13 protein-coding genes and 1 pseudogene are annotated in these 14,284 nt (G+C 49.5%); 4 read left to right on the top strand and 10 right to left on the bottom strand.

Translation table 11 applies throughout. The features are described 5' to 3' along the window. Positions 1-263 precede the first annotated feature (263 nt). The 4 genes and pseudogenes from KJS69_RS22915 to KJS69_RS22900 all read right to left on the bottom strand — a co-directional run bounded on the left by KJS69_RS22915 (position 264) and on the right by KJS69_RS22900 (position 4,070). Positions 264-884, bottom strand: coding sequence for an MBL fold metallo-hydrolase (locus KJS69_RS22915; protein ID WP_213586117.1), 621 nt, complete (start codon positions 882-884; stop codon positions 264-266). A 32-nt stretch (positions 885-916) separates the two neighbouring features. Beyond that, positions 917-1,483: a thioredoxin family protein gene (locus KJS69_RS22910; RefSeq protein WP_213586116.1), complete on the bottom strand. Its 567-nt coding sequence runs from the start codon at positions 1,481-1,483 to the stop codon at positions 917-919. A 714-nt stretch (positions 1,484-2,197) separates the two neighbouring features. After that, a pseudogene (uptA, locus tag KJS69_RS29815) lies at positions 2,198-2,794 on the bottom strand (undecaprenyl phosphate transporter UptA); the annotation flags it as partial. 322 nt (positions 2,795-3,116) lie between these two features. Further along, a complete protein-coding gene (locus KJS69_RS22900) occupies positions 3,117-4,070 on the bottom strand; it encodes an aldolase catalytic domain-containing protein (RefSeq protein WP_213586114.1) in 954 nt (317 codons plus the stop codon). A 253-nt stretch (positions 4,071-4,323) separates the two neighbouring features. Here KJS69_RS22900 and KJS69_RS22895 point away from each other — a divergent pair, with 253 nt between their 5' ends. Together KJS69_RS22895 and KJS69_RS22890 are read left to right on the top strand one after the other, a co-directional pair. Further along, on the top strand, positions 4,324-4,773 hold the full coding sequence (locus KJS69_RS22895) for a cupredoxin domain-containing protein (protein WP_213586113.1): 450 nt from the start codon (positions 4,324-4,326) through the stop codon (positions 4,771-4,773). A 78-nt stretch (positions 4,774-4,851) separates the two neighbouring features. Then, a complete protein-coding gene (locus tag KJS69_RS22890) occupies positions 4,852-5,163 on the top strand; it encodes a dehydrogenase (protein WP_213586112.1) in 312 nt (103 codons plus the stop codon). A gap of 124 nt (positions 5,164-5,287) precedes the next feature. Here the strand turns inward: KJS69_RS22890 and map are convergent, their stop codons facing one another. The 5 genes from map to KJS69_RS22865 all read right to left on the bottom strand — a co-directional run bounded on the left by map (position 5,288) and on the right by KJS69_RS22865 (position 10,184). Further along, positions 5,288-6,046, bottom strand: a complete 759-nt coding sequence (gene map / locus KJS69_RS22885) for a type I methionyl aminopeptidase (protein WP_213586111.1) — start codon at positions 6,044-6,046, stop codon at positions 5,288-5,290. A 262-nt stretch (positions 6,047-6,308) separates the two neighbouring features. Beyond that, the gene (locus KJS69_RS22880; RefSeq protein ID WP_213586110.1) at positions 6,309-6,626 is read right to left on the bottom strand and encodes a hypothetical protein; all 318 of its coding nucleotides are present in this window, start codon (positions 6,624-6,626) and stop codon (positions 6,309-6,311) included. Positions 6,627-6,901: 275 nt separating this feature from the next. Beyond that, entirely contained in the window at positions 6,902-8,053 is a 1,152-nt protein-coding gene (locus KJS69_RS22875) for an ABC transporter permease (RefSeq protein ID WP_213586109.1), read from the bottom strand. Continuing rightward, positions 8,046-9,218, bottom strand: coding sequence for an ABC transporter permease (locus KJS69_RS22870; protein WP_213586108.1), 1,173 nt, complete (start codon positions 9,216-9,218; stop codon positions 8,046-8,048). Before KJS69_RS22870 ends, KJS69_RS22875 begins: the two co-directional genes overlap by 8 nt. Before the next feature lie 27 nt (positions 9,219-9,245). After that, positions 9,246-10,184: an ABC transporter ATP-binding protein gene (locus tag KJS69_RS22865; protein WP_213586107.1), complete on the bottom strand. Its 939-nt coding sequence runs from the start codon at positions 10,182-10,184 to the stop codon at positions 9,246-9,248. A gap of 218 nt (positions 10,185-10,402) precedes the next feature. On the opposite strand from KJS69_RS22865, the gene KJS69_RS22860 reads away from it, so the two are divergent. Together KJS69_RS22860 and KJS69_RS22855 are read left to right on the top strand one after the other, a co-directional pair. After that, positions 10,403-11,551 carry a sensor histidine kinase gene (locus KJS69_RS22860; protein WP_213586106.1) on the top strand — a complete coding sequence of 383 codons (1,149 nt, stop codon included), beginning with the start codon at positions 10,403-10,405 and terminating at the stop codon, positions 11,549-11,551. 42 nt (positions 11,552-11,593) lie between these two features. Further along, positions 11,594-12,271, top strand: a complete 678-nt coding sequence (locus KJS69_RS22855) for a response regulator (RefSeq protein WP_213586105.1) — start codon at positions 11,594-11,596, stop codon at positions 12,269-12,271. A gap of 267 nt (positions 12,272-12,538) precedes the next feature. Here the strand turns inward: KJS69_RS22855 and fabV are convergent, their stop codons facing one another. Next, on the bottom strand, positions 12,539-13,735 hold the full coding sequence (gene fabV, locus KJS69_RS22850) for an enoyl-ACP reductase FabV (protein WP_213586178.1): 1,197 nt from the start codon (positions 13,733-13,735) through the stop codon (positions 12,539-12,541). Positions 13,736-14,284: the final 549 nt, after the last annotated feature.

The raw sequence follows: 14,284 nt of genomic DNA, 5'->3' as shown, positions 1-14,284 counted from the left end.
GAAAGGCTCGGGCTGGGCATCGCCGTCTCTGCAAGGATAAAAAAAGGATGCCTCAAAAGCAGTTGTCTGCTTTCAAGACATCCTTGCACACCGTCACTTCATGCGACGATTTACGCTTAGCTCAGAGTTATTCCACATGATGCAATACTCCATGTTCCATGCTCCATGCTTCATACTCCATGCTTCGCGCTTGGCACCGACTTCTTCACATGGCGCGACAGTTACGATGATGTGATTTATCGCTGTTACACTCTAATTTAATGCTACAAATAAGGGTTGTTTTCCTTCTCATAACCGATCGTCGTCTTCGGGCCATGCCCGGGGTAGACCTGTATCGCATCGTCCAGCTCGAACAGCTTGCTGTGAATCGAATCCATCAAGTCGTTCCAGCTTCCTCCCGGAAGATCGGTCCTTCCGACGGATAACCGAAAAAGAACGTCTCCCCCAAATAAATGCCCACCGACCAAAAAACTTACGCTGCCCGGAGAATGTCCCGGTGTATGCAGCACCTGAAAGGTGTGCCCCAGAAACTCCAGCTTCTGTCCGTCATCCAGCGCAATTTCAGCCGGATCGGTTACTATCGGTCCTCCGATTTCCGGCCACCTGGCTGAGCCATTCTTCATCGGATTCGTCAGCCAATCCGCTTCTGCATCGTGCAAATAGACGGGACATTGCTTCAGCTTCCGAATTTCATCCACTCCGCCGATATGGTCGAAATGGGCATGGGTCAGCAAGATAGCCTCCACCTCCAGATCGCCCAGCTTGCGAATCAACTGCTCGGGATTCATCCCCGGATCGATGACGACCGCTTTGGTCCGATCCGGATCCGTCAGCAGATAGGCATTCGTCTGCAGCGGCCCGAGTGCCATTACTTCTATGTTCATGATTATCCCGCTCCTGTTCTTGGATGAACCGCTCAGAATGTCGACAGCAGCTCGCGCAATTCCTTTACAATAACATCTTGGTAGCCGGTCCCTTCTCCATACTGCTTAAGCATTTCCTGACGGGCCACCTGGATATTATCGTTGTAATCGGGAGCTTCCCGATCCGGGTTATGTTTTTTAAATTCTATCATGATGGCTTGAACATGCTTAGGACGCGGTCCCCACTGTCCAAGCACCGCTCCGTTATTGTCCGCAAAGATGACAATCGGAACGGCCCGTCCGCCCATTGTCAGAAATTCATCCATCGTTTCCATATGCTGCTCCATGATCAATACTTCAACCGGAATCCCGCTCTCTTCCATGGCGCGAAAGACTACCGGCACATTACGGACAACATCACCGCACCATTCAGCCATCAGAATCAAGCAGCGAACATCCTCCCGGCTGCGTAACGATTGGAAAAATTGCTTATCCTCTTCATTTCTCCACGCGAATTGTTCGGACCAGTCTGTAAATTTATCCTTGTTTTTCTCCATTCCGTCTATAAACTGTTGAGGTGTAATCCCTTTGCCAAATTTATCCGCTACATTTTTAGCCATTCGTCCTACCTCCGTCAAATGTTATTCAAATAAAAGTGCATTATCTTAATTGTATCAAAATGTTCAGCAGAGTCCAGCCAACGATCATTAACTTGCACCATGCCCTTCTTCGATCACCCGGACAATTTGTCCTATTTGATCGGAGGACAATCGTTTTTTTGGTTTATAGCCTCTAATAAAATCAAGTATTTGCTCCGCCTTCACAGCCGCAAAAGCAGGAAGCTTTCCTTCCAGCCGGCAATCGGGATTAACACACCATAGCAGACCAACAACGTCAGCCTCCAGCCTATTAGAGCGAAGCTGCTTCTTCAACACATATTCATTGCGATAGAGCGGACCCGTAACGTCTTCATACCGATCAACCGTGCCCAGCCTTGCTCCTTTGGGGGTAAGGCGAATTTCTTCGGACCAATCCTTCGTTAACAGGTGAAAGATGCCATTAGGCCCGATGACCAGTTGATCCACCACCTGCGTGCTGCTGCCCCCGGTTATACTTTGGGAATTAAAAACTAGATACTCCTCTCCCAAGCCATTAATTAGTACGGTTCCTTGGGGGATGTCGCGGACCATTTTTTGAGTGGTGCCTTGAGCCGTGTCCCGGGTCTTATCTTGTGCCTTGCCTTGAGCGGTGCCTGGAGCCTTATCCTCGGTGGTCCCTGGTTTAGGAGAAAAAGCTGCGCCCACGTTGCCGGATAGTTCAGAATTAGCCCCGGACTGACGTTTGCGCACTATTTTATAAATGATGTACAGCAGCGTAAGAATAACAGAAATCCAAATGAACGGCTGTACATAAGGTCCGGCAATATCGCCGATTTGCTCGAAGCTTTTGCCCAGCTCTCCCAGCTTTACCCCGAGAAAGACAAAGAGAATGCTCCAAGGAATGACCGCCAGAGTCGTATACAATGCAAAGCGGCTTAAGGGCATTTTGGCGATGCCCGCCGGTATGGAGATGGCATGCCGTACAACCGGAATGAAGCGCGCTGTAAAGATAACTCCCGTTCCGTAGCGGTTAAACCATGCTTCCGCCACATCTATATGCTTCTTATTAATAAGCAAAAACTTGCCGTACTTCTCCAGAAAGGGCCGGCCCCCGTACCGGCCGATCCAATAAACAAAGATTTGCGCGATTGTCCCGCCAATGGTCCCGAAAATGACCGCTTCCGCAAAAGTAACGTCCCCCCGATAGACGAGCAGACCTCCATAGGCCAGCACAATTTCACTCGGAATGACTTCAATCATCAAGCCAATCATGATTCCCCAATATCCCATCGAGGTCATAATTTGCAGAAGTTCATTAATGAGCTCTGACATTTGCAACCCACTTTCCCTGGCGAAAATTTGTAATATACATACGTCAAATAAAGATAAGCATCCATACCATTCGGAAAGAAAGTACATCCGAAGCTTCAAACCTCTTGTTCCCTATTTCTTTATAGCCTCTTGAACACCTTAGCCTATAGAGTGTTGTCCACTTTTATAGTATACATACTCTTTTACGCCAAAAAAAGAACAGTCTCGTATCCGAGGCTGCGGCTTCCACATGCAGAAACACCTAGATAAGACCAGAACCGATTCGACTTGCAAAAACAGCAAAAACCCCCTGTCGTAAACAGGAGGCTCCTTGAAAAGGATCTTATTTAGCGGCGGCAACCGTCTCAGGAGAGGTCAGCGTATCGTAAAATTCAACGTAGTTATCCTTCTGTTCGCTGCCGCGAAGGGCCATCGCTACCCGCGGATGCTCGTTAAGAACCCCCGAAATCATGTAGGGAATGATGTATCCCCATTCCCATCTCTGCCTCATCGGAATCATATGTCTCTCGATAATATCCAGCACCGGGCGCAGATTATAGTTAGGATTCTTCAAATGGCTGACCAACAGCTCGGTCGGACAATTTCCGGCTGCCCTGCCCATTCCGTATACGGAGGAATCCAGAAAGACGACCCCGTTCTTCGCAGCGGCCAGAGTGTTGGAAAAAGCGAGCTGCATATTGTTATGCGTATGCACCCCGAGCTGTTTGCCAGGAAGCAGCTTCTGAAATTTATCAACCAGATGCTCGACATCCTTGTAATCCATGCTTCCATAGGAGTCGACAATGTATACGATATCTACCGGACTCTGAGCAATCTCGGCAAATGCCTCGACCAGCTCATGCTCCAGAACATGGGATAAAGCCATAATATTCAGGCTGGTCTCGTAGCCCATTCCATTAAACTTATTTACCAGCTCCAACGCTTTGTCTACATCTTTAATGTAACAAGCGACCCGAATCAGATCGAGCATGCTCTGCTCTCTCGGCAATATATCGTTCTCGTCAACACGTCCGATATCAACGAGCGCGGACAGCTTCGTCCTCCCTTTCTCCGGAATTACTTCGCGCAGAAAGCTCTCGTCCAGAAAACGCCAAGGTCCGGAATCCGCTCCTTTAAGCAGCTTGGGCGAATTTTTATAACCAATCTCCATATAATCGACTCCGGCCTCGTTCAAGCCCTTATATAAATCGCGGACAAATTCCACGCTAAATTCCCAATTGTTGACCAAACCGCCATCCCGAATAGTACAATCCAAAATTTTGCACGGATTCTTCATCAATTTCTTCCCCCAAACCAACTGATTTTACTTTTTGCATATTTTCGCACGTTTAAGCTTTTTAGCTTTTATGCTTTCTGGCTTTTGTGCTTTTTAGCGATAAAGATTAATGAATCAGTTATATCACGCCTTCCATGGCTTTGTCAATCGATTTGTCTATCATTTTGTCCATCGATTTAAGACAGTTTAGGCATGTCCCTGATCCATCCCGCATACCATGATACAAAACTATTCAAAGGATGTGGCCCCGCGGATGTTTAAAGCTTTTGTTCTGAGCAAAAAGAAAATCGTTATCGTGACGGCTCTTCTCGCGTCCGCTGCTATGGGCGGATTGATTTACAATTACAGCAAAGATTCGCAGGCGGTATCCGGCAGTCCCGGACAACCCCGGACTATCCATATGGTGACCGGAGAGTTCAAATCTACAACCGAGGACGGCAAAGAAATTGAGGCTTACCGTTGGGATCCGGGAAACATCTATATCAAAAAAGGGGAAACGGTCAACCTGAGTATTTTTGGTGTGAACGGCGCCAGCCACCCGTTTATTATCGAGGGGACAAACATTAAAGGCGAAGTGAAAAAGGGCAAGGAAACGATCGTTCCCTTCAAAGCTGACAAGGAGGGCATCTACCGGCTTCTTTGTTTGACTCATCCGGATATCGCCCATCATGGTCCGATGATCGCCTATATCGTTGTAGACTAGACGCTTAAGTGGCCGCCTTCCCTTCTGCTGCATATTCTGCTTGTGTAGGCTGGAAAAAGGGCAGGTGAAATCCATACGATGAAGCCGAATAAGGAACCGCATCAGAAAACACCGGCCACCGCAAGGACGATTCGCAGAGCCTGCAGCCGGGAGCTCTATCGGACCATTAAAAAACTCAAGGTCTGGATTCCCCCCGAGCAAGTATCCAGAGCGGAAGAAATTTATTATCATAAAGTGATGGCCCATTTGCTCTGGATTCATGAAAACAGCAGCAAAAGAAAAGTGCTGGCCGACTGGTGGGAACAAAATGTGTGTCCGGAAATTGCTTCCCTATGGAATGTGGATGCGGGCACTCTATCCAGAGCGTTTCGCGAATCATTCGGAGGCTGATAGGGACTTATGCATTACATTGCGGGCCTGGACGAACAAAGAGGCGCCTTCTATCGGGCAGCCTCTTTGTTAACTCCAGGTAGAGCCAGCAAGCAGCGGGCCCCTTCGGGTTCAGAATAGATACTTATGGACGCACCGCCTGATCTGTAAGAATGAGAGGCCCCTCCTTCGTGATCGCGATCGTGTGCTCATATTGTGCGGACAAGCTTCCGTCTATCGTTCTGGCGGTCCAGCCGTCTTCCTCTATCCAGGCCGCGTAGCTGCCGATATTGAGCATCGGTTCTATGGTGAAGACCATGCCTTCCTTCAAGCGGGGACCTCTGCCTGCGGGACCGTAATGAGGAACCTGCAGGTCTTCATGCATGACTTGCCCGATGCCATGCCCGATAAACTGACGGACAACCGAATAGCCCTGTGATTCCGAGAACGTCTGGATAGCGTTCGAAACATCTCCGATCCGGTTGCCTATGACTGCTTTCTCTATTCCGATGTACAGCGCCTCTTTCGTTGTCTCCAGCAGCGCGCGCGCCTCCTCGCTTACTCTTCCAACTGGATAGGACCAGGCGGAATCCGCCATCCACCCATCCACACTGAATACCATATCAATCGTAACAATGTCCCCTTCCTTCAAAGGCTCCTTCTTTGGAAATCCATGACAAATCACGTCATTAACCGATGCACATGTAGCGTACGGGTAACCATGATAGCCTTTTTGCTCAGGGATCGCCCCATTCTCTTTTGTAAATTGCTCTACGAATTCTTCAATCTCCCATGTTGTCGTTCCCGGACGAATCCGCTTGGCGATTTCGCGATGACAGGCAGCCACCAGTTCCCCCGCTTTTTTCATCTTGGAGATTTCTTCCGGTGTCTTCAATTGGATCATGTCAGTTCCTCCAGACCTTTTCTCTATACTCCTCTTTACATTCAGCCTCTATACCATCCATTATGACTATAATTCCAATAATATAGATGCATCCTTGTCAATTCAAAAAAATGCACCTTTCCACGCTCTAACCTGATTCCAGCAACCCTCTTCCCTGCAGTTCTACCCTACTAATGTATAGAAAATTCAAGCAACATGCAACGTACTGCAATATCCGGGCCCGATAGTCAGAATGAGTCGTCGGCTCCAGAGTTACGAATGATCACCCTAAACCAATGACGGCTCCGGCCAAGGGAATCATCAAAAGAACAGCACAAAGCGCTAATGCAGATATCGTGACAGGCAGTGGTAATTTGGCGGCACGGGCACTGGTATACCAACCGTTAAACTGAAGCCGGTTTCGATAAAGGATAAAAATTAATATAACATTCGCCAAGCCAACTACCCATGCATAGGAAACCAGTTCAATATTTACCCAATCATACAAGGCTAGTTCCACTTGCCACAGCAAAGCGGCTCCTAACACCAGAATGACAATTATTCTCAACAACTCAGCTATAAATAACAAAGGCCTGGCCATTGGAAATCCCTCCATGAACCGACTTCCTTTATTATCCAAATGATAACGCTATGCCTCTCATTATGCAACCTTCACCCTCGAATGTCCGTGCTATGTCCAACTTTAACGAAATACTCACCAGCTCTTCCGATCCCTGAGCCTAATGCACAAACCGATCTCGCCTCTGGTATTACCGTACTCCTGCGAACATGTCAGGACTATAATAAAGCAGTATTGCGAAATAAAACACCTTACCGAGCAGCGGCAAGGTGCTAATGAACAAGCTATTCGTGAAACTAAGAGGTTTCCGTTTCGCTCGGCCTGAGCACCGCTGAGCCGAAGCCTAGCAGTAGGATGGCAAACAGACCAAGGATTCCGAGGTGGTAAGCGATTTGCGGCAGACCTTCGCCCTGGGCTAACCGTTTTATGGCTTCAATAGCCCATTTTTGCGGGACCGCGTTAGCCACTTTTTGCATATAATCCGGCATAATTTCGATCGGCCAAAAGCATCCCCCGAGCATGCAAGTCGGAGTGACGATCAAAGATTGAATCGTGGCTACATTATTTCGGTTGCGAATGATTCCAGCCACCGCCAGGGAAATTCCGAGAGCAGCTAACAAAAAGCATTCCAGAATAAGCCATTGCCAAAGCAGCGGGACTCCGAACGAGAAGCGCAGAACGTACCGGGCAAAAAGAAGAATCAACCCAATCTGGACGGTCCCGAGACAGAGACTGCCTAGAAAATTCCCCAGCGTAATCTGATAGGAACGGACCGGAGCCGTATACATTCTCTGCATTGTCCGGTTTGTGCGATCATCCAGAATGGTCAAGACAGAGCTGTTAACCAGCGTCATTATAAACATAATAAGCATCCCTATCGAGGTGGACACCGCCTGGTTGACATGCAGTCCGGAGTCTTCAACAACGGCCCGAATCTTGTTCTTCCGCTGTTCAGCCAGCACCTGCTGCAGAAGTGATTCCGCTTCTTCGGGGGCGGCGACCTGACTGTCGACCAACCGGTATGTTCTGATCATCCCTCCTATTTGCTCGTTTAGCTTCAACTTTACCAACACGCCGGTTCCCGATACTTCCAGCTCCAGCCACTCGATCTTAGGCGACTCTCCGCTTAACAGCCTGTCGGTGTAATCGGGGGGAATAACGAAACCCGCCTTGCTCTTCTTATCCATCACTTCATTGCGAAGGGCGTCCGCCTTCTCCAGCTTATGGAATGAATAGCCTGTGGAAGCCTTAAGTCCGTCTATAAGCTGCTCGCCGAACGCTCCCTCATCCAAATTGATGTAGGCCACCCGGGCATCCATCCCGTTGTTTCCCAGCAGAGCCACGACCAGCGAAACAACAAGGGCAGGCAGCATAAGAAAGATAAGGAGGCTTTTACCGCGCCCGACTGTGCGCTTTATGATGTTCGCCGCTATGTACAAGCTATTCATATGACCCCGCCTTCCGGTACGTTAATAGAGCAACCGCAAGCAAGCCTGCACATATAGCTGCCAATACGGCTATATAATAAATAATGCTTTGCGTGCTTTCATCCAGCATGATGCGGAGAATGCCTTGAAACGCCCAGTGGCTCACCGTTAATTTGCCCAGTGATTCCACCACAGCTCCGGCTGTAGTAAAGCCCCCGCTTAAAAAAGTCATCACTATTATAATCACATTAAATATAGTCGCTGTCCGCTTGGAATCTTTGGCCAAGTTGCTGATCAATAAGGCGAGACTCATCGATGCTATCACGATCAATAAGGAGATGAGCATCAGCCACCCGGGGCGGGTGCCCCAGTGAACCCCGTACAGCCACCCGGTCAGCACAATAATAAGGACCACTTGTATGAAAGTGACCAGCCCGTTGGCAGCGATTTTCCCGAAGATAATGGAACGAACAGGAACAGGCATCGAAGATAATCTGAGCAAAGTATTGGCTTCCCTTTCATTCACAAGGCTGGTGGCCGCCGACAGGCCGGCATACAATACAAACATGATGAGCATAGCGGCAGCGTAATATTGGAAAGCGGTATACTCTGTCGATCCGTTGCCCAGAGCTGAGGAAGAAACATAGTCTGCGTATTTCATCTCCACCTTCTCTGCCGCCGCCGCGAAGACAGCTTGGGCTTCCGGCTGCCCCAACACGATTGCCGCGGCCTGCATCCGGTTCGTCTCTTCCAGATAGATTTGCATCATGATCTGGGCAGTTAAGCTTCTTACTGAATCCTGTCCGGTTAGCATCCTCCACTCCGCGGGTTGTCCAGCCAGGACGGAGGAACTGAATCCGGCCGGAATGAAGACGGTCAGATCCGCCTCCCCTTCCTTAAGCTGGCTTAAAGCTTCCTCTTCTGTTTCCGCATATTCTGCCTTCAGTCGTTCGCTTATGCCCTCAGAGGTCAGAAATTGGTCCAGCCCTTGCTGTAAATGCCCTTGATCCTGACTGACGACAACCACCTTTACTTCCTCTGTCGGCTTATCCGGATTAATAAAAGAAGACAGGGCTGAGCCTAATATAAAAATCAGCAGCAACGGAAGCAATAACTGGATGAAGTAGGTGGATCCATTCCGTAAAATCCGTTTCATCTCATACTGCGCCACAACAAAGAACCGCATCGCCATCACCTCCGGTTTCCATTCCTATTAGTCTCTAAGCGTCCGGCCAGTCAACAGCAGGAATAACGATTCCAGGTCGGGTTCGACCCGGTTGAGCGATTGAATCTTGACTTGATGATTGGAAAGCACGAACAAAATATCCTGCAGGCAAGCCTGTGTAGATTTGGAATACGCCTCAATAGTCCGCCCGTCACGAACAATTCTTTCAATCATCGGATGAAGCTCCAGCTCTTGAATCGCAGCCTCGCTCACGCTGCTATCGGTCAGAATCACCACCTTCTCCTCCTGGGCGGCCTGCTCGATCAGCTCTTGCCGGGTCCCGCAGGCGATGAGCCGGCCGTAATCCATAATGCCTACCCGGGTACTGATCGCTTCCACTTCTTCCATATAGTGGCTGGTATAAATAATGGTGCTCCCCAGCCGATTCAGCTCACGAACCGACTCTAATATATGATTCCGCGATTGAGGATCGATTCCTACGGTCGGCTCATCCATAATAATGAGCTTCGGACGATGCATGATGGCACAAGCGATATTCAACCGCCGCTTCATTCCGCCGGAAAAAGTAGCCGGTTTGTCGTTCTCTTTGTCAATCAAACCGACGAAGGCGAGCGCCTCATCCACCTGCCGTTGTAATTCCTGTCCTCTTAAACCATACAGCTTGGCAAAGAAAGTAACATTTTCCCGGGCGCTTAATGTTTCGTATATAGCCAGTTCCTGCGGAACAAGCCCAAGCTTGCTCTTCACCTTGAATGCAGCCTTCGCCACGGAAACTCCATCTACCGTAATTTCTCCGTGATCGATAAGGGTCAGTCCGCACAGCATTTTAATCGTCGTGCTTTTGCCGGCTCCGTTAGGCCCCAGCAATCCGAAAATCTCCCCTTCCTCGATAGATAAATTCAAATGATCTACCGACAGCTTCGTATCGTATCGTTTAACGGCATTTTTGATATGAATAAAACTCATCGTCTATCTCCTCCCGGCCCTGACCACAGTCTGTTCTGCTCATACTTCTATTGTAGCTCGGTTGCCGGCGGAAATAAGGTAGCCGAAGTCACCTGCCGAGGTGACTTAAGTCATGAAGTGAAATAAGCCTGGATAAATAGGTACGTCAGCGAAACCGTCCTGTGCTATAATTTTGCTTAAACATTTTGCGTATGGATACTTTGGAAGGAGGAAGCCGGTTGAGCTATCCGTTAACTTGGCTCAGATACTCATTCATCGCGACGGCTGCTCTGGGCACCTTGTTTATTGGACAGATCAGGCCCGACACTTACGCGGTGTTCACCTTCTGGGCCTTGCTGCTGCTTTGGATCGCTCAGTTAGCGGGCAAGTGGAAGCAGGGCTTCCACCTGTTACTCCTCCTTGAGCTGGCAGTATCGGTTTGGCTGAACGAACGATATGGCGGGCTGTACTTCCTCACCTTTTTCGCTACATTGATTTTACTTGTCCAAGCCGGGCGTCCCTCCACCTGGCCCCGTCTGCTGGCGGTCGGGCTGTGTTGGACAGCCCTGGCTATTTCGTTAGAGGAGCGTTCCATTACCTTAATAGCTGGAACACATATCCTGTTTGGCGCATTCGCCATCCTGCTGCACGGGCTGGCCTCGACCTCGGGTAAGAAACAGGAAGTGGAGCAGCTGTACGACGAGCTGCGCCGCAAGCATTACGAATTGGAAGAAGCTCGCTCGCGATTAGTAGACTATGCCCGCAAAGTCCAGTTGTTCTCTCAGATGGAAGAACGAAACCGAATCTCCCATGATCTCCATGATGATCTGGGGCATTCCATAACTCGTTTAAAAATGATGATGGAAGCCGCCATCCGTCTGTCCGGGCCTCAACCGGACAAATCGGCTGAACTCATGAATCAGGTTAGGGACCAATTGGGTGAGAGCATGGAAGCCCTTCGCCGCACGGTCCGCAAGCTGCAGCCGAATGAGCAAATCCGCAGTCAGTATTCCCTTCATAAGTTTCTGGACGAGGCTTCGGCTTATTTTGGACTGCCTGTCCGGCTGGAAACATCCGGAATCCCCTATTCGCTTTATCCAAGTGTGGAATTCGCGCTGTACCGCAATACGCAAGAAGCGATCACGAATGCGATCCGGCATGGGGACGCCCGGTCGATCGATATCCGGATGCACTATGAGCCGCAACAAATCATGTTAAGCGTAAGCAATGACGGCAAGCTCCCGGAGGAGAACCCGCAAAAACAGCGGGGACTGGGCATAAGCGGAATGGAGGAAAGAGTCAAGCTGCTGGGAGGCGAGCTTCTTGTGGAATCCGGGCCTCCTTTTACCGTCACGACTATTCTGCCGCATCCTATCGCCAATTCATAAGATCCTGGTGATATAACAGAACAGATAAGGAGGGATGGAGGAATGGAATCAATCCGTGTGTTGCTGGTCGATGATGACCCGTTTATTCGGGAAAGCTTAAAATTTATTCTTGAAATGAATGAATCGGTCCAGGTGGCCGAGGCACTCGCTGACGGCAGACAGGCCTATGAATATGTTTGTGGCCATGCGGGGCAAATCGACGTCGTATTGATGGATATTCGGATGCCGCATTGTGACGGTGTCGAAGGGACGAGGCTGATTAAAGAACGGGAGCCCGACATTCGCATTCTCGTTCTGACGACCTTCGACGACGATGATTATATTATCGAGGCTTTAAAGAACGGGGCTAACGGCTATATGCTGAAAAATGTGTCCCCGGACCGCATTTTGGAAGGAATCAAGGCGGTGGCCCAGGGCAATATGCTCATTCATCCCGATATTGCCAAAAAGCTGAGCAGCTTTTTGCGCTCCCCGGACGGGAATGCCCGCATACAGAAGAAGGCCCCTCAAGACTGGGGACTGACGGCGGCGGAATGGAGAGTCGTGCAAAAAATAGCTGAAGGTCTGTCCAATAAAGAGATAGCCGGCGCCCTGTTTCTCAGCGAAGGGACAGTCAAAAACTACATTACGGAAATTTTGCATAAGCTGGAGCTGCGAGACCGGACGCAAATCGCCATTTTTTATTTAAAAAACGAAGCGCAGCTCAAGTCCGATCAATAATGTGCGCAGGCTTCGGCCAAACCCTTGGCCCAGTTATTTTCGGCTGCTAGAACATGGGGGCGGCCTTTCACCCAACTATTTTCGGCTATTGGCCCGGTCTGGTGGAGGTGATTGTGGATTGACTGCTAAAATACAGTAGATTAATAAAAATCAGTCCATTCGAAAAGCCCGCTCCTGCACTCAAGGAACGGGCTTGCTATAATGCGAGTAACGAGTCCACAACTTCGCTAACTCTGGCTATCGGTGTTGTACGATCCCGCTCTTATACTATTCTGCAGCAGGAATACTTGGAATAACTACATCCGGCTCTGCTTCCGCTTCATACGGAATTTCTGGAAATTCAAAGCCGAACAGGTTGAAAAATTCGCTGCGGAAGCCTTCGATATCCGAAATGGATTTGATGTTCTCCGAGTCCACCCGCTCCCATAGGGCAAGCACCTCTTGCTGCACGTCTTCTCTCATTTCCCAATCGTCAATTCGGATTCTACCCCGATCGTCCACCGGGGTAGAATCAGCGTAGAGCCTCTCGGCAAACAAACGGTACATCTGCTCGATGCAACCTTCATGCAAATTCTTCTCCTTCATCACCTTGTATAGCAGGGATATGTACAGAGGTACGACCGGAATCGCCGAGCTGGATTGGGTGACCAGCGCCTTATTCACCGAAATGAATGCGCGTCCTGCCAAATCATGAAGCTGCTCGCGGATTCGGCCAGCGGAAGCCTCCAGATGGTCCTTGGCCAGTCCAATCGTCCCTTCCTTATAAATGGAATGAGTGATCTCCGGACCGATATAAGAATAGGCTACGGTCACCGCTCCTTCAGCCAACACTCCCGCTTGCTTCAATGCGTCCATCCACAGCTCCCAGTCCTCGCCGCCCATGACCTTGATCGTATGCTCGATCTCCTGCTCGGCTGCCGGCTCAATAGTAATATCGGACACTGCCGCACTGTGGAAATCGACCGTCTTATTCGAGTAGGAAGCGCCTACCGGCTTAATAACCGAAGAATACACCTCGCCCGTCTCCGGATCTACCCGTTTGGGAGAAGCCAGACTATAGACAACCAGATCAACCTGCCCCAAATCCTGCTTGATCAAGTCAATCGTCTGCTGTTTGATCTCATTGGAGAACGCATCTCCGTTAATGCTTTTGGCGTAATAACCGGCCTCGGAGGCTTCTTTCTCGAAAGCGGCCGTGTTGTACCAGCCTGCGGTAGCGGTCCGGTTATTGGCGGCCGGTCTTTCGAAGAAGACGCCGATTGTCCGCGCGCCCGAGCCGAAAGTAGCCGTAATCCGGGAAGCCAGTCCGTATCCTGTAGAAGCTCCAACGACGAGAACGTTCTTAGGGCCTTGTACCGGCTTCTGCCCCTTCACATAATCAATCTGCTGCCGAACATGATGAGCGCAGCCCGCCGGATGAGCAGTCGTACATATAAATCCTCTGAATTTCGGTTTAATGACCATATAGGATTCTCCTTCTTCCACATAATTCGAAATCGATAAGCTATATTGTTTCCATTCTATCATGTATCGCCCCTCTACTGAAAGTAAAGGAAAACAGCCGATTTCTATTCTACCATATCCTTCTCTCCTATTGTCCAACCCATTTCCTGCGGATTTTCCCGCTACACGGATGTTTGTCCGTTACCTTCTTTTTCATTTGCGCATTTACTATTAGTAACTTCATAGCAAGTGAGGTGACAAATTATGACTAGACCCGATGTTGTTACCCTTACTTTTAGAGTCGTAAGGGGTGTGGCGATCATTACCGGCGTTTGTGTCATCGGTTCGGCACGGCCTTGCCAACGTTTCTTGAGAGAGGGACGTTCCGTCATCGTCGCTATCCGGTGTCTCCTAAGAAACGGATTTCGCATTAGGCTCAGGACGTCCAACACCATCGTTCTCATTCGTAACCACCGCTGCTAGCAAGATGGGGTGCAGCCTGCCAGGCTGCATCTTTTTTTTGTCTTCCTCCTGCTCTCCATAAAATAAGCATATTGGATTGAGCATAGT

Origin of the sequence: Paenibacillus sp. J2TS4 (assembly GCF_018403245.1) — a bacterium.
Taxonomy (GTDB): Bacteria; Bacillota; Bacilli; order Paenibacillales; family NBRC-103111; genus Paenibacillus_L.
This window is presented reverse-complemented; position numbering and strand designations above follow the sequence as displayed.